We start from the raw sequence: 16683 nt of genomic DNA on the forward strand, positions 1-16683 counted from the left end.
ATACGCCTGCACCTACTCTCCTTTTACTGCTTTAACTGTTTTTAGCGCGGATTTTATATCATCATAAATAATATTCCCAACCACTACTGTATCAGCGTATTGTGCCATTTCCTTCGCTTGTTCAGCATTAGAAATACCGCCGCCATAATATAACTTCGCTTGTTTTAATTCTGCTTTTACATTTTTAACAAGTTCAACGTCTCCATACGTACCGCTATATTCTAAATAAAATATCGGTAAACGTAATAGCTTGTCTGCTAAACGCGCGTATGCAATTACATCATCTTCTGTTACATCACATTTCGCATCTGTAAGCTGAGCTACTTTCGCTTCCGGATTTAAAACACAATACCCTTCCATGAAAATTTCGTCCCAGTCCATAATATCCCCAAATTCTTTCAAAGCCTCGTGATGAACACCTGTTACCCATTCTACCTTTCGGCTATTTAAAACGCTTGGGATATAATAAAAATCAAATCCTGGTGTAATTGCTTCCACATCAGAAACCTCTAACACACAATGAACTGCATATCTACGAATGCTAACTAGCATGTGTAATACATTATCAATTGTAACTCCATCACTTCCGCCTACAATAACAGCATCTGTTCCAGACTCACAAATCATTTCTAAATGTTCGTCACTTAACTCCTTATTTGGATCAAGCTTAAATACATGTTTCCACCCGGAAATATCGTACATGAAAACACCCTTTCTTTTCTCTAGTTATATATATTTCTGTTCAAAATAACAGTTTATTTTCATCAGGATTTTTTTAACTTCATCTTAAATATTTGTTTAAAACGGAGAATTAAGTTTGGAATTCCCTCTTCCATAGTTTTTCAAACGAGAGGATTTAATTTTGAACTTCCTTTTGTGCATTCTTTCATTATAACAAAAAAAGCTACTTACACACACGCACATTCCAACATCTTTTTCAACGTCAAATGTTGGATTACATATCCCCAAAATCACACGGGATACTAATAAGAGAAATAGTATTATCTATTTCAACTTTCATAAAAAGGAGTGTTTTTCTAATGAAGCAAAACATCGGTACAATAAATGCCCTAATTCGAATTACACTCGGACTTATCCTCTTCGGCTGTAGTAGTGCTAAACTTGTACGCAAGCCGTGGTGCACTTGGTCTAACGTCTTGCTATGGATTGGTGCAATGAAAATCGCAGAGGGAATTGTTCGCTTCTGCCCCGTTGTTGAAATGTGGAAATTCGGAAAATACATGAATATGGGGGCATTTAAAATGCCTAGCATGAATTTTTCCGAAAAGGGACATGCTAAAGAAGAAGTGAACCAAACTTCCAATCACGACAAACCAAAGTCAAATGGAAGTTATGACACTTCTGACAAAGAGATTGAGTCAGCGATTGAAGATATAATCCTGGCAAAACCGCTTTGAATCATTTGTCACGATGCAAGATGCTCTCAAAGGGACTTAGCTGCTGCAGTGGGCGGTTAAGTCTTCTTTATTTTACCACAAAATAGAACATACATTCTCATTTCAAACCTCAAAATATACATAAGAAATACCTAATCAATAATTTCAGAAAATTAGGTGTAAAGCCCTTGCATAAAATGATATAAAAGTGATATCATTTATATATCAGGAGGCGATCATATGAAAGAAAAACAAGTTTTTTATGTAAATGGTTTTCTCGGTATTATCGGGATTTTAATTTTAGCCGCTATCGGTGTATTTTTCCTTGTACAAGAAATTTTCATAGGAGCGGCATTAACTATTATTTTAGCCGCCGTTCTTGCTACAGGTATTGGTATTGTTCAACCAAACCAAGCAAAAGTTATTACGTTTTTCGGTAATTATTTAGGAACAATTCGTCAAAACGGTTTATTTTTAACAATTCCATTCGCATTCCGTCAAACTGTATCGTTACGTGTTGAAAACTTTAATAGTAAGAAGTTAAAAGTAAACGATATTGAGGGAAATCCAATTGAAATTGCAGCCGTTATCGTATATAAAGTAGTTGATTCTGCAAAAGCAATGTTCGGTGTTGAACATTACGATCGATTTGTAGAAATTCAAAGTGAAACAGCAATCCGCCACGTCGCAACAAAATATCCTTATGACAATTTCCAAGATGAAACTTGCATCACGTTACGCGGAAATACTGAAGAAATCTCTGAAGAATTAAAACGTGAGTTAGAAGCGCGCCTTCAAATCGCTGGCGTAGAAGTATTAGAAACTCGTTTAACACATTTAGCTTACGCAACAGAAATTGCCCATGCAATGCTACAACGTCAACAAGCAAAAGCAGTATTAGCTGCTAGAAAAGAGATTGTTGAAGGTGCTGTGAAGATGGCGAAAGATTCAATCCATATGTTAGATGAGGAAGGCGTACTTGAATTAGATGACGAGCGTAAAGCAAATATGGTGAACAACTTATTAGTTGCCATCGTTTCAGATAAAGGTGCGCAACCAGTTATTAATACAGGAAGCCTATACTAAAGGGTTGTAAATCATTATGGCTAAAAAGAAAAGCTTTCCATTACGTATTGATCCTGAATTACACGCAGTCATCGAAAAATGGGCGAATGATGAGTTTCGTAGCGTCAATGCACACATCGAGTATTTACTTCGAGAAATGGCAAAGCAAAAAGGAAAATTGAAAAAAGATAAAGATGCATAAAAAATCCCGCTGAGAAATCAGCGGGATTTTTACATATTAGCTTCTCGTCACCTCATGACCAATTGCACGATATCCTATATCACTTCGGTAAAATAGACCATCACTCTCAATTTTACCGATTTCTTTATACACCTTATCTTTCGCCGCTTGTAAACTGTCCGCCTTACAAGCAACAAATAGTACACGGCCACCATTTGTTACAAAGTCACCATGCTTCATCGCTGTACCTGAATGGAAAACAATTACATCGTTCAGTGCATCTAATCCTTTAATAATGTCACCTTTTTTATATGCTTCCGGATACCCTTTCGAAGCAAGTACAACACCAATTACCGCTTCCTCTGACCACTGTAACGTTAATTCACTTTCATTTAATACAGCGTTACATACATCAACTAAATCATTTTCTAAGCGAGGTAATACTACTTCCGTTTCAGGATCACCAAAGCGTGCATTAAATTCAATTACCTTTGGGCCATCATTTGTTAAAATAAGTCCCGCATATAAAATCCCTGTAAACGATCGATTTTCTGCAATCATCGCTTTAGCAGTTGGATGTAATACTGTTTTTATCGCCTCTTGAACTGCTGATTCCGAAATTTGTGGTACTGGAGAATACGCACCCATTCCGCCTGTATTTGGACCTTTATCACCATCAAAAGCTCGTTTATGATCTTGCGCAATTACCATCGGATGCACAGTTGTTCCATTTACAAATGCCATTAATGAAAATTCTTGTCCATCTAAAAACTCTTCAATAACGACCTTCTTGCTCGCTTCGCCGAACTTCACATCTTGTAGCATCTCTTTCACAGCTTGTAATGCTTCTTCAAGCGTCATTGCTACCGTTACACCTTTACCAGCAGCTAGGCCGTCAGCTTTAATAACGATTGGCGCACCAACTTTTTGAATATACTGTACTGCTTCTTCATAGTTTGTAAAAGTTTCATATGCCGCAGTTGGAATATCATATTTTTTCATCAATTCTTTCGTAAAAGCCTTACTACCTTCAATAACAGCAGCCGCCTTATTTGGGCCAAACACACGAAGTCCCTCTTCGTTAAATCGATCAACAATTCCATTCATAAGCGGAATTTCTGGTCCAACGAAAGTTAATTCAACCTTATTCTCTTTAGCAAATAAAACTAATGCATCAAAATCATTTTCATCAATATCAACTGGTGTTGCAACATCGCGCATACCTTCATTACCAGGTGCTACATATACCTTTTCCACCTTTTCAGATTGCGCAAACTTCCAAGCTAAAGCATGCTCACGCCCACCGCGGCCAATTACTAAAACATTCATATTTCATCCCCCAATACTTAAATAAGTACAAACTAGAAGCTCTGCTCCTAGTTTGTTTTCATATCAATCAAAGTTTAAAAGGGAGGATCAAGAGCAACGACGACATGCGACAGTTATCTTGACCGGACCTTTTAAATATCCATATCAATAAAAGTTTAAAAGAGAGGATCAAGAGAACCGAGCAGGTCGAGGCGCATTTGACAGGAGGACACGGAATGTAGCTTTCCTACATGAGTACCGCACTGGCAATGCAACGACGACATGCGACAGTTATCTTGACCGGACTTTTTAAATATCCTCTATTAGTGTTTGAAATGACGTACGCCAGTGAACACCATCGTAATCCCATACTTATCCGCAACTTTGATAGAATCTTCGTCACGGATTGATCCGCCTGGTTGAATGATTGCTGTAATCCCTGCTTTTGCTGCTTCTTCTACTGTATCTGGCATTGGGAAGAAAGCATCAGATGCAAGTGCGCTACCTTGTGCCTTTTCGCCAGCTTGTGTAATTGCGATTTTTGCAGAACCTACACGGTTCATCTGTCCCGCGCCTACACCAACTGTCATGTTATCATTCGCTAAAACAATTGCGTTTGATTTCACATGTTTTACAACTTTCCAAGCTAGTTTTAAATCTTTCCACTCTTGCTCTGATGGTTCACGTTTTGTCGGAATTGAAATTGTACTTTCATCTAATGATAACGTATCTTCCTCTTGAACGAGAAGACCACCTTGTACAGAAGTTAGTTTTTTGCTTGCACTTGTCGCTTTTTCAATATTTACAGTTAGTAGACGTAAGTTTTTCTTACTTTGCAATACTTCTAAAGCTTCTTTTGAGAAAGAAGGTGCAATAATGATTTCTAAGAAAATTTCGTGTAACTTTTCTGCTGTAGCTTTATCAATTTCACGATTTGCTGCAATAATTCCACCAAAAATTGATACTGGATCTGCTTCATAAGCGCGTGTGTATGCTTCATGAATATCAGTACCCACTCCAACACCACATGGATTCATATGTTTTACTGCTACTACTGCTGGCTCTGTAAATTCTTTTACAATACTAAGTGCTGCATCTGCATCATTAATATTGTTGTAAGATAATTCTTTACCGTGTAATTGTTCTGCGTATGCAACAGAAGAAGTTACAGCGAATGGTGCTTTATAGAAGGTTGCTTTTTGATGTGGATTTTCTCCATAGCGTAAATCTTGTTTTTTCTCAAATGTCACTGTTAATGTTTCTGGGCTTTCTTCACCCATTTGCTCTGTTAAGTAGTTAGAGATTAACGCATCATATGCCGCTGTATGACGGAATACTTTCGCTGCTAATTTACGTTTTGTTTCTTCTTTTACTTCACCGTTCTCTTTCAGTTCTGCTAATACAACATCGTAATCTACTGGATCTACAATTACCGATACAAATTTATGATTTTTCGCAGCAGAGCGAATCATTGTTGGACCACCGATATCAATATTTTCAATTGCATCAGCAAATGTTACATCAGGCTTAGCGATTGTTTCTTTAAATGGGTATAAGTTAACAACAACAAAATCAATTGGCTGCATACCTAACTCATTCATTTGCGCTACATGCGTTTCATTATCACGAACCGCTAATAGACCACCATGAATATTTGGGTGTAATGTTTTTACACGTCCATCCATAATTTCCGGGAAACCAGTTACTTCAGAAATACCGATTACTTGTAAGCCGTTTTCTTCTAGTAATTTTTTCGTACCACCTGTTGAAATAACTTCAATCCCTTGTTCTAGTAAACCTTTAACAAATTCTACTACTCCTGTTTTATCTGAAACACTTACTAATGCACGCTTTTTCATTTATCCTTCACCCCTGGTTGTATGTTAGTTAACAGTTGTTTCTTTCGCAGACTGAACAATTTGATTCACTGTATTTACGTATAATTTATGTTCAACTTGTTGAATTTTCTTTTGTAAGCTTTCTCTCGTATCCCCTTCAGAAACAACTACTGCTTCTTGCGCAATAATTGGACCTGTATCCATACCTGCATCTACATAATGAATTGTTACTCCAGTTACTTTCACACCTGCTTCTAACGCTTGACCGACAGCATCTTTACCAGGAAAACTCGGTAATAGTGACGGATGAATATTAATAATCTTCCCACCGTACGCTCCTAATAAAGTCGGCCCAATTAAACGCATATATCCAGCTAAAATAACATAATCAATCTCATACTCTTCTAGCTTCTTTAATATTTCTTTTTCAAATGCTTCTTTTGACTCATATGCTTTCGCTGAAAAGGCGAAACACGGAATATGATGATAATGTGCCCGTCCAACAGCACGTGCTTCTGGTTTATCACATACTAATAAACTAATTTCTGCATCCAATCTTTTTTCTTCTACCGCATTAACGAGAGATTGAAAGTTAGAGCCGCTTCCAGAAGCAAAAACTGCTAATCTACTCATAGTGCCGTGCCCCCATTGAAGGTAACGCCAGTTCCTTGTACAGTACGTCCAATAATACGAGCTGTTTCTCCTTGCTCTTCAAGAAGACGAACGATATCTTTTGCCTCTTCTTCCTTCACCGCTACTACCATACCAATACCCATGTTAAAAATATTGAACATTTCTTTCTCTTCTAGTTTTCCCACTTCTTGAAGTAAACTGAAGATCGGTTGAATTTTCCAAGATCCTAATTCAATTTCTGCACCGATTCCTTCTGGTAACATACGTGGAATATTTTCAATGAATCCGCCACCTGTAATATGCGCCATACCGTATACTTCATATTTCTTCAATAGTTCTAAAATAGGTTTGACATAAATTTTCGTTGGTTTTAATAATTCTTCACCAAGAGGTAGTTCTAAGCGTCCGTAAATGCGATCTAAAGATAGTTCTCCATCTTCTAGTAATACTTTTCGTACTAAAGAATAACCATTACTATGAATACCGCTAGATGCTAAGCCAATTAATACTTGACCACCTTCAATTTTTTCACCTGTTACAATTTTCTTTTTATCAACAATTCCAACTGTAAAACCAGCTAAATCGTATTCTTCCATAGAATACATTCCTGGCATTTCAGCTGTTTCTCCACCAATTAATGCACAACCAGCTTGGCGACAGCCCTCTGATATACCTTTGACGATGTTTTCAATTTTACTAGGTTCAGCTTTACCACAAGCAATATAATCAAGGAAGAAAAGCGGCTCTGCTCCTTGGACAACAATATCATTTACACACATTGCTACTGCATCAATACCAATTGTGTCATGTTTATCTGCCATAAAAGCGAGCATCAATTTTGTTCCCACGCCATCTGTTCCAGATACTAATACAGGTTCTTCTAATGCAAATTTTGATAAATCAAACATACCTCCAAAACCGCCTAGACCGCCTAGTACTTCTTTTCTCATTGTTGTTTGTACGTGTTTTTTCATGCGAGATACCGCTTCATATCCAGCTTCAATATCTACTCCTGCTTGCTTATATGCATTCGCCATCGTTATCTACACCTCGTCTTTTAATTTCTCCCTATTCAGGGCGGGCCATTTTAAGAAAGAAGCTAGCTTCTACATCAAAAGAAGTAGAAGCTTTTTTCTTCTTATTTCATACTTTCTAAAAGCTCTTGCTCATAATCATAAAGAGCTGTTGGATAATCTCCATTGAAGTACGCCATACATAGACCGCCGTATTTCCCTTCATATGGACGTCCAATTGCATCTACTAATCCATCTTCACTTAAAAACGTTAAAGAATCTGCTCCGATGATTTGACGGATTTCTTCTATTGAATTATTTGCTGCGATTAATTCTTTTCTCGTTTGAATATCAATGCCATAGAAACATGGATACTTAAGAGGTGGTGAAGCAATTCTTACATGGACTTCTGTCGCTCCAGCCTCGCGAAGCATACGAACAATTCGTTTACTCGTCGTTCCTCTTACGATAGAATCGTCAATCATCACAACTCGTTTTCCTTCAACTACGCCTCTTACTGCTGAAAGCTTCATCTTAACCCCTTGCTCACGCAGTTCTTGAGAAGGTTGAATAAACGTACGTCCAACGTAACGATTTTTAATTAATCCTAACTCATATGGAATTCCTGTCGCCTCCGCATAACCAATTGCCGCTGAAATACTAGAGTCTGGTACACCAGTAACAACATCAGCTTCAATAGGAGCTTCTGCCGCCAAACGTTTTCCCATGTTTTTACGTGCTGCATGGACGTTAATACCTGCAATATTAGAATCCGGACGTGCAAAGTAAATGTACTCCATACTACAAATTGCATGATCTACTTCATTTGTAAAACAATCTACATGAATTCCTTCATCATTGATGATAAGTAATTCACCTGGTTCTACATCACGAATGTATGTTGCACCTACTACATCGAAAGCACATGTTTCTGATGCTACAACGTAAGCATCTCCCATCTTTCCAATTGAAAGAGGACGGAATCCATTCGGGTCTAGCGCAACGATCATTTCATTTCCAGTTAGTAAAAGATATGCAAACGCACCTTTCACTTTATTTAGAGCCTCTTTTACACTTTCAATTAAAGAATCTTTCGTACTACGTTTAATGAGATGTAAAAGTACCTCTGTATCTGAACTTGTTTGGAAAATACTTCCCTCTGCCTCTAATTCACGACGAAGCATCTTTGCGTTAATTAAATTTCCGTTATGAGCTAATGCCATACTATGATCAGAAAAACGGAATAATAATGGTTGAACATTAGCAACTTCACTTCCGCCAGCTGTCGCATATCGTACGTGTCCAATTGCTGATTTTCCGTTTAAGCCTTCTAGCTCACCTCTTGAAAATACTTCCGATATTAAACCTAACCCCTTGTGACCGACGATTTTCTCACCATTATTTACGACGATGCCTGCGCCTTCTTGTCCACGGTGCTGTAAACTATGCAATCCGTAGTACGAAACTTGTGCTGCATTTTCATGCCCCCAAATTCCGAAAACGCCACATTCTTCATTTAACCCCTTTATTTCAGCAAGCATGGGATTGCCCCTTTCCAAGCCTTTCTCATTTCATCTACATTTGCTGTAAGTAATACTTCATTTTCTTCATTATGAATTGTTACTTCATTTGTATTTGTCACTTCTCCAACTTGAATTGCTTCTACCGCCGTCTCAAACGCTTCTTTATTTTCACGTTTTACAGTTATAACGAAGCGAGATTGTGATTCAGCAAATAATGCCGCTGTTGCTTCTCCGTCTAATTTCACAGTAGCACCTAAACCATTTGCACCAATTGCACTCTCAGTAATTGCAACTGCTAAACCACCTTCTGCAACATCATGAGCAGATTGAACAAGGCCAGCTTGAATTGCTGCTAATACTTGTTTTTGACGTTTTAATTCTACGTCTAGATCGATGCTTGGTGATTGACCGAAAATTTTGCCGTGAATCATTTTCTGTAATTCACTTCCACCAAACTCAGCTTTCGTCTCTCCGATGATATAAACTAAATCGCCAGCTTGCTTAAACTCTTGTGTTGTTACATGTTTTAAATCGTGTACAAGTCCAACCATCCCAACTGTCGGTGTTGGGTATACAGCTTCACCACTACGTTCGTTATACATTGATACGTTTCCGCCGATAACTGGCGTTTGTAATGTGCGACAAGCTTCACTCATACCATCTACTGATTTCTCAATTTGCCAGAAGATTTCTGGTTTTTCTGGATTACCGAAGTTTAAGCAATCTGTAATTGCAAGTGGCTCTCCCCCAGAACATACGATATTACGTGCTGCCTCTGCTACTGCAATTTTACCGCCCACTTCTGGATCTAAATAAATGTAGCGAGAGTTACAATCTGTCGTCATTGCTAATCCTTTTTCTGTACCGCGTACACGTACAACTGCTGCATCTGAACCTGGTGTAACAACTGTGCTTGTGCGAACTTGATAATCATATTGATCATAAACCCACTCTTTACTTGCAATCGTCGGTTGTTGTAATAGAGCGAATAACGTTTCTTTATAATTTTCTACTTTTGGTGTTTCCATTTTCATTGCCTGGAATTCAGCAAAGTATGCTGCTTCTTTTGATGGCTTATGATAAATTGGTGCTTCTTCTGCAAGAGCATCTGCTGGTACTTCAGCTACCTTTTCACCTTTATGGAATAAGCGAAGCATTTTGTCTTCCGTTACTTTCCCCATCGTAACGGCTGCAAGACCATACTTCTCAAATAAATCTACTATTTCTTGCTCTCTACCCTTTTTCACAACGATTAGCATACGTTCTTGTGATTCAGATAGCATCATTTCATATGGTGTCATTCCTGTTTCACGTTGTGGTACATCATCTAAGTACATTTCAATACCCATACCTGCTTTACTTGCCATTTCTGCAGAAGATGATGTTAAACCAGCTGCACCCATATCTTGAATTCCAACAAGTGCATCCGACTGAATAAGTTCTAAGCAAGCTTCAATAAGAAGTTTTTCCATAAATGGATCTCCTACTTGAACTGCTGGACGCTTCGCTTCTGAGCTTTCAGATAACTCTTCAGATGCGAATGTTGCACCGTGAATACCGTCACGACCAGTTGATGCTCCTACGTACATTACTGTGTTTCCAGCACCGTGCGCTTGCCCCTTTTTAATATCTTCATGATTAATTAAGCCTACGCACATTGCATTTACAAGTGGATTTCCTTCATAACATGGATCAAATTGTACTTCGCCGCCAACAGTCGGAATGCCGATACAGTTACCGTATCCTGCAATCCCTGCTACTACTTCTTCGAATAAATATTTCACACGTGGTGACTGTAATTCACCGAAGCGAAGTGAGTTTAATAGAGCTACCGGGCGTGCTCCCATAGAGAATACGTCACGGATAATACCACCAACGCCTGTTGCTGCTCCTTGATATGGTTCAATAGCAGAAGGATGGTTATGACTTTCCATTTTAAATACAACCGCTTGATTATCACCGATATCTACAATTCCAGCACCTTCCCCAGGTCCTTGCAGAACGCGCTCACCTGTTGTTGGGAATTTTCGAAGTACTGGTTTTGAATTTTTATAACTGCAATGTTCAGACCACATAACAGAGAATAATCCTGTTTCTGTATAATTTGGCAGACGGCCTAAAATCTTTTCAACCATGGCAAACTCTTCGTCTGTTAGCCCCATTTCCGCATATATGCGCTCTTCTTTAATTTGTGTTGGATTTGGTTCAAGCATTAACGACATATGTTTCCCTCCACTGTTTTAAGATAGATTGAAAGACTTTTAACCCTTCAGCACCGCCAAGTAATTCATCTACAGCACGCTCTGGGTGTGGCATCATACCAAGTACATTTCCTTTTTCATTTACAATACCAGCAATATCTGAAACGCTTCCATTCGGATTTTCTACGTAACGGAATGCGATTTGATTATTCTCTTCTAATTGTTTAAGAGTCTCTTCATCACAATAGTAATTCCCCTCACCATGCGCGATTGGAATATTGATTACTTCATCTTTTTCATATTGTGATGTAAACATCGTTTCATTATTTTCAACACGCAGCTGAACTGTTCGGCACATAAATTTTAAGTTTTCGTTTCTCATTAACGCTCCTGGTAGTAATCCTGATTCAACAAGAATCTGGAATCCATTACATACACCTAAAATCGGCTTTCCTTGCTCAGCAGCTTTTTGCACTGCTTTCATTGCATTCGCGAAGCGAGAAATAGCACCACAACGTAAATAGTCACCGTAAGAGAATCCACCAGGTAGTAAAATTGCATCATATTCATCTAAATTCTCTCTATCGTGCCAAACGTAATCTACTTCTTCACCAAGCTCATCTTTAATTGCATGGAACATATCGACATCACAGTTCGAACCTGGGAATACTATGACTGCAAATTTCACTGTGCGACAACCTCCTCAACTTCATAACGGAAGTCTTCCATTACAACGTTTGTTAATAGTTTTTCACACATTTCTTTTACCTTTGCGTCAAGGTCAGATACTGATTTATCAATTGTTAATTCCATATATTTTCCAATTCGAACGTCTTGTACTTCTGTGAACGAAAGACTATGAAGTGCCCCTTTTACTGCTGTTCCTTGTGGATCTAATACGCTTTCTCTTAACGTTACATATACCTTAACTTTATACATGTGAAATTCCCCCTAAACGTTTTAAAATCTCTTCATAAGCTTCTGTTAAATTTCCAAGGTCACGACGGAATACGTCTTTATCAAATTTTTCATTGCTCGTTTCATCCCATAAACGGCAAGTATCTGGTGAAATTTCATCTGCTAAAATGATTTTTCCTTCATCTGTTACACCAAACTCTAATTTGAAATCTACTAGTCTTACACGACAGCTTGCGAAATGATCAATCAACACTTGATTGATTTGTAGAGCCATATCTCGTAATACGCTTACTTGCTCTGGTGATGCAACGTTTAATACACGAATATGATCTTCCGTTACAAGCGGATCTCCTAAATCATCATCTTTGAAGTAAAATTCTACGATCGGTTCTGCAAGTACAGTTCCCTCTTCCATTCCTAATCGTTTTGAAAGACTTCCTGCAATTACATTTCTTGTGACAACTTCTAGAGGAATAATACTCACTTTTTTAACAAGTTGCTCTGTTTCAGATAACTTCTCTACAAAATGTGTTTTTATTCCTACTTCTTGTAACTTTCTGAACAATAAAGTTGTAATCTCATTGTTCAAACGACCTTTTCCTGTAATCGTCTCTTTTTTCTCCCCATTGAAAGCAGTCGCACTATCTTTGTACTCTACCCAAACCATATCTGCTGATTCTGTACGATAAATTCTTTTTGCCTTACCTTCATACAGCAATTCTAGCTTTTGCATTTCGCAAGCCCCCTGTAGTTTGAAAAATGTGAATAATGTTTTTATAAAGAATGGCACAGAATGACTCTATTCTGTGCCATATGAAATTTTACGCTTCGTTTAACCCAAGGCGTTCAAAGATTGTATCAACGTGTTGCATATGATGCTCATAGTTGAAGCATTCATTAATTTCTTCTTGTGATAACTTGCTCGTAATACGCTCATCAGCTTCTACAAGCTCTTTAAATTGTACTTGTGTTTCCCAAGCTTCCATCGCTTTAGGCTGTACGATATCATAAGCTTCTTCACGTACCATACCTTTGTCGATTAATGTAAGCATTACACGCTGAGAATAAATTAAGCCGTATGTTCTTGTCATATTGCGTTTCATATTCTCTGGGTATACAGTTAAGTTTTTAACGATATTACCGAAACGATTTAACATGTAATTTAATGCGATTGTAGCATCTGGTAAAATTACGCGTTCTGCCGAAGAGTGAGAAATATCACGCTCATGCCATAATGGAACATTCTCATACGCTGTCATCATATAACCGCGGATAACACGAGCTAAACCAGTCATATTTTCTGATCCGATTGGATTACGTTTATGTGGCATTGCAGAAGAGCCTTTTTGGCCTTTTGCAAAAGCCTCTTCAACTTCACGTGTTTCACTCTTTTGTAAACCACGAATCTCAACTGCCATCTTTTCGATAGATGTTGCGATTAGTGCAAGTGTTGACATGTAATGAGCATGGCGATCACGTTGCAATGTTTGTGTTGAAATTGGTGCTGCTTCTAATCCTAAGTTTTCACAAACATACTTTTCTACGAATGGATCGATATTTGCGTATGTACCAACCGCACCAGATAATTTACCAACGCGAACTGTATCAGCAGCTTGTTTGAAACGCTCTACGTTACGTTTCATTTCTTCATACCAAAGACCAAGTTTTAAACCAAATGTTGTTGGTTCTGCATGAACACCGTGTGTTCTTCCCATCATGATCGTGTATTTATGCTCTTTCGCTTTGTTAGCTAAAATGCTTACAAAGTTTTCTAAGTCTTTTAATATGATTTCATTCGCTTGTTTTAAGATGTAAGATAGCGCTGTATCTACTACGTCTGTAGATGTTAAACCGTAATGAACCCATTTACGTTCCTCACCTAATGTTGGTGTTTCTGATACAGCACGAGTGAATGCAACTACGTCATGACGTGTCTCTTTTTCAATTTCATAAATACGATCAATATCAAATGATGCATGCTCACGGATTTTTTTAACATCTTCTTTTGGAATATCGCCAAGCTCAGCCCATGCTTCACAAGCTAAAATCTCAACTTCTAACCATGCTTTAAATTTGTTCTCTTCCGTCCAAATTGCACCCATTTCTGGGCGTGTATAACGACTAATCATCTTTTTCCCTCCAACAGTTGTTCTTGATGGTCCCAAATATGCAAACTCTTCGCTTTTTCTAGAGCGACTTCAATATTATCATTTAAAATATTAACATGCCCCATTTTTCGCTGCGCTTTTGCTTCTTCTTTTCCATACAAGTGTAAATAGCACCCGGTTAATCTATTCACTTGTCTTAGGACCCCTTCTATATGTTCGCCTAAAATGTTTACCATGACAACTGGTTTTAACAAATTTGTTTCTCCAAGAGGTAAATTACAGATTGCTCGAATATGTTGACCGAATTGACTCGTTTCACATGCATCCTGTGTATAGTGTCCTGAATTGTGAGGTCTTGGTGCTAATTCATTAATATAAATCTCACCATCAGCTGTAGCAAACATCTCTACCGCTAGTGTTCCCACAAGTTCTAGTTCATCCGCGAGCACTTTTGCATAAGCAATTGCTTTTTGAGAAAGTTCTTCTGTAATGCGAGCTGGAACGATAGATTCATGCAAAATGTTATTTACATGAATATTTTCCGCTACCGGAAATACTTTCGTTTCACCACTTACACTACGAATCACAATAACTGATACTTCTTTTTCAAAAGGCACCCATTTCTCTAAAATACACTCTGCTGCATTCGCAAGCTCTCGCGCTTTATCAACGTCAGCCTCACTTCTTAAAACAACTTGACCTTTCCCATCATATCCGCCTGTCGTCGTTTTCAAGACGGAAGGATATGATAACTCAGTGATTGCTTCAGTAAGCTGATCTTGATTTTGAACTATTCTATACGTTGCTACTGGTAGCCCAGCTTTCTCAATCGCATTCTTTTCTGTAAAACGATTTTGTGTTTTACTTAACAACTGACTGCCTTGCGGTAAGTAAGCATGTTTTTCAAGCCATTTTAAACATCTATAATCAATATTCTCAAATTCATATGTGACAACATCACTGATCTCCGCTAAATGCTGAATTGCTTTTAAATCGTCATATGGTGCAACAATTTCAATATCAGCAACTTGTGCACATGGTGAATTTTTTGTAGGATCTAAAACAGCAATTTTATATCCCATCTCCTTAGCTGCCAATGCCATCATTCTTCCTAGCTGGCCGCCTCCAATAATGCCGATTGTTTTTCCAGGTAAAATGATTCTCGTCATACTAGCTCACTACCTTCGCGCACATCTTTTTTAATTGCTTCTCTTCTCAATTCTAATGCATCATGTATATCATCATGGAATGATCCAAGTATTTGTGCAGCAAGTAAACCAGCATTTGTTGAACCAGCCTTACCAATTGCAACAGTTGCAACTGGAACCCCTCCTGGCATTTGGACGATGGATAATAATGAATCTAAGCCGTTTAACGCTTTTGATTGAACTGGAACTCCGATTACAGGAAGATTCGTCTTCGCTGCAACCATCCCTGGTAAATGCGCTGCTCCACCAGCTCCAGCAATAATAACTTTCAACCCACGTTCACGAGCCGTCTCTGCATATTCAAACATATAATCCGGAGTCCGATGAGCAGATACAACTTTTTTCTCATACGGTATATTTAATTCATCTAAAATGTCACAAGCATATTTCATTGTTTCCCAGTCTGACGTGCTTCCCATTATGACTCCAACTAGTGATTTCATATTAGAATCCCCCCGATTCAAATAAAAAAAGCCTGAAATAGAACAGTTTCTCTTTTACTATGAGAGAAAGTGCTCTACTCAGGCATACGTATCCCTTGTGAATAGAAAAATACCGAGTGACTTTCCCTCATAGTCTAACGAATAACGGTCGTTAGGTAGAGACTTGCAGGCCATATCCCCGCGATTATATGAGGTCTTATATATTATTCTTTCTATGGCTATATTAACAATATTTCATAAACAATGTCAATAAATAATCGAATGTTTTTTTATTACTCACCAATAACGTTCGTGTTTTAGTTATATTCAAAAGAATAATTGTAACTATATGCAAGAAGGATAAGAAATTAGAATTTATATTTCTAGAGATCTATTGTACACGTAACGGTTTGTATACTTATTCCGTATGCTTTAATATAAAGCATATCATTTATATTCATTTTATTTATAAGGAAGACAATAATGAAAAAACGAACTACACTTTTTTCGTATTTATTCCTTTTTATCGCAGTCTTTGCTGTAATGATTGAATACTTATTTATATCATCCCACTTTTTTAAATATATACTTGTGGTAGAAATAACGTTTCCTATCATAACGATTATTTTAGGAACACTCGGAAAACCTAGAAAACAAAAAATCATTGCTAGTACTTTAAACAGCCTCTATTCCATTCTTTTCTCTTCTTTAGCGTCATTCAATTTATGGATTATGACATTTGGTAAATAAAAATAAACACAAAAAAACCTAAGTCGAATCGACTTAGGTTTTTGCTTGGCGACGTCCTACTCTCACAGGGACAAGGTCCCAACTACCATCGGCGCTAGAGAGCTTAACTTCCGTGTTC

Annotated in this window: 17 protein-coding genes and 1 riboswitch; of the genes, 4 read left to right on the forward strand and 13 right to left on the reverse strand. The window is 37.8% G+C overall.

Features of this window, described 5'->3' with window-relative positions:
• Window positions 1-12: 12 nt before the first annotated feature.
• Window positions 13-702 carry a heptaprenylglyceryl phosphate synthase gene (pcrB, locus tag JDS99_RS22650; RefSeq protein WP_199695754.1) on the reverse strand — a complete coding sequence of 230 codons (690 nt, stop codon included), beginning with the start codon at window positions 700-702 and terminating at the stop codon, window positions 13-15.
• 338 nt (window positions 703-1040) lie between these two features.
• On the opposite strand from pcrB, the gene JDS99_RS22655 reads away from it, so the two are divergent.
• The 3 genes from JDS99_RS22655 (at window position 1041) to JDS99_RS22665 (ending at window position 2664) form a co-directional block, all read left to right on the forward strand.
• Window positions 1041-1418: a YgaP family membrane protein gene (locus JDS99_RS22655; RefSeq protein WP_199695755.1), complete on the forward strand. Its 378-nt coding sequence runs from the start codon at window positions 1041-1043 to the stop codon at window positions 1416-1418.
• A gap of 219 nt (window positions 1419-1637) precedes the next feature.
• Window positions 1638-2483, forward strand: coding sequence for an SPFH domain-containing protein (locus JDS99_RS22660; protein WP_199695756.1), 846 nt, complete (start codon window positions 1638-1640; stop codon window positions 2481-2483).
• A gap of 16 nt (window positions 2484-2499) precedes the next feature.
• A complete protein-coding gene (locus tag JDS99_RS22665) occupies window positions 2500-2664 on the forward strand; it encodes a type II toxin-antitoxin system antitoxin (RefSeq protein WP_001085171.1) in 165 nt (54 codons plus the stop codon).
• A 36-nt stretch (window positions 2665-2700) separates the two neighbouring features.
• Here JDS99_RS22665 and purD read toward each other — a convergent pair whose 3' ends face one another.
• The 12 genes from purD to purE form a co-directional block, all read right to left on the reverse strand.
• Entirely contained in the window at window positions 2701-3972 is a 1272-nt protein-coding gene (gene purD, locus JDS99_RS22670; RefSeq protein WP_199695757.1) for a phosphoribosylamine--glycine ligase, read from the reverse strand.
• Between the two features lie 302 nt (window positions 3973-4274).
• Window positions 4275-5810, reverse strand: coding sequence for a bifunctional phosphoribosylaminoimidazolecarboxamide formyltransferase/IMP cyclohydrolase (gene purH, locus JDS99_RS22675; RefSeq protein WP_000745429.1), 1536 nt, complete (start codon window positions 5808-5810; stop codon window positions 4275-4277).
• Window positions 5811-5834: 24 nt separating this feature from the next.
• Window positions 5835-6422 carry a phosphoribosylglycinamide formyltransferase gene (gene purN / locus JDS99_RS22680; protein ID WP_000088583.1) on the reverse strand — a complete coding sequence of 196 codons (588 nt, stop codon included), beginning with the start codon at window positions 6420-6422 and terminating at the stop codon, window positions 5835-5837.
• On the reverse strand, window positions 6419-7459 hold the full coding sequence (gene purM, locus JDS99_RS22685; protein ID WP_088061523.1) for a phosphoribosylformylglycinamidine cyclo-ligase: 1041 nt from the start codon (window positions 7457-7459) through the stop codon (window positions 6419-6421). The genes purN and purM overlap by 4 nt, the downstream gene beginning before the upstream one ends.
• Before the next feature lie 101 nt (window positions 7460-7560).
• A complete protein-coding gene (purF, locus tag JDS99_RS22690; RefSeq protein WP_199695758.1) occupies window positions 7561-8976 on the reverse strand; it encodes an amidophosphoribosyltransferase in 1416 nt (471 codons plus the stop codon).
• A complete protein-coding gene (gene purL / locus JDS99_RS22695; protein ID WP_046958904.1) occupies window positions 8961-11180 on the reverse strand; it encodes a phosphoribosylformylglycinamidine synthase II in 2220 nt (739 codons plus the stop codon). The genes purF and purL overlap by 16 nt, the downstream gene beginning before the upstream one ends.
• Window positions 11164-11847 carry a phosphoribosylformylglycinamidine synthase subunit PurQ gene (gene purQ / locus JDS99_RS22700; RefSeq protein ID WP_000666772.1) on the reverse strand — a complete coding sequence of 228 codons (684 nt, stop codon included), beginning with the start codon at window positions 11845-11847 and terminating at the stop codon, window positions 11164-11166. Before purQ ends, purL begins: the two co-directional genes overlap by 17 nt.
• Entirely contained in the window at window positions 11844-12098 is a 255-nt protein-coding gene (gene purS, locus JDS99_RS22705; RefSeq protein WP_000278821.1) for a phosphoribosylformylglycinamidine synthase subunit PurS, read from the reverse strand. The genes purQ and purS overlap by 4 nt, the downstream gene beginning before the upstream one ends.
• Window positions 12091-12810 carry a phosphoribosylaminoimidazolesuccinocarboxamide synthase gene (purC, locus tag JDS99_RS22710; protein ID WP_087982204.1) on the reverse strand — a complete coding sequence of 240 codons (720 nt, stop codon included), beginning with the start codon at window positions 12808-12810 and terminating at the stop codon, window positions 12091-12093. The genes purS and purC overlap by 8 nt, the downstream gene beginning before the upstream one ends.
• Before the next feature lie 88 nt (window positions 12811-12898).
• Entirely contained in the window at window positions 12899-14206 is a 1308-nt protein-coding gene (purB, locus tag JDS99_RS22715) for an adenylosuccinate lyase (RefSeq protein ID WP_000625686.1), read from the reverse strand.
• A complete protein-coding gene (gene purK, locus JDS99_RS22720) occupies window positions 14203-15354 on the reverse strand; it encodes a 5-(carboxyamino)imidazole ribonucleotide synthase (protein WP_088061521.1) in 1152 nt (383 codons plus the stop codon). Before purK ends, purB begins: the two co-directional genes overlap by 4 nt.
• A complete protein-coding gene (purE, locus tag JDS99_RS22725) occupies window positions 15351-15836 on the reverse strand; it encodes a 5-(carboxyamino)imidazole ribonucleotide mutase (protein WP_000839368.1) in 486 nt (161 codons plus the stop codon). The genes purK and purE overlap by 4 nt, the downstream gene beginning before the upstream one ends.
• Window positions 15837-15946: 110 nt before the next feature.
• Window positions 15947-16048, reverse strand: a riboswitch (purine riboswitch).
• 250 nt (window positions 16049-16298) lie between these two features.
• On the opposite strand from purE, the gene JDS99_RS22730 reads away from it, so the two are divergent.
• Complete coding sequence (locus JDS99_RS22730) at window positions 16299-16565, forward strand: hypothetical protein (RefSeq protein ID WP_199695759.1); 267 nt, start codon at window positions 16299-16301, stop codon at window positions 16563-16565.
• Window positions 16566-16683: the final 118 nt, after the last annotated feature.

Source organism: Bacillus cereus group sp. N6 (genome assembly GCF_016483705.1).
Classification (GTDB): Bacteria; Bacillota; Bacilli; order Bacillales; family Bacillaceae_G; genus Bacillus_A; species Bacillus_A wiedmannii.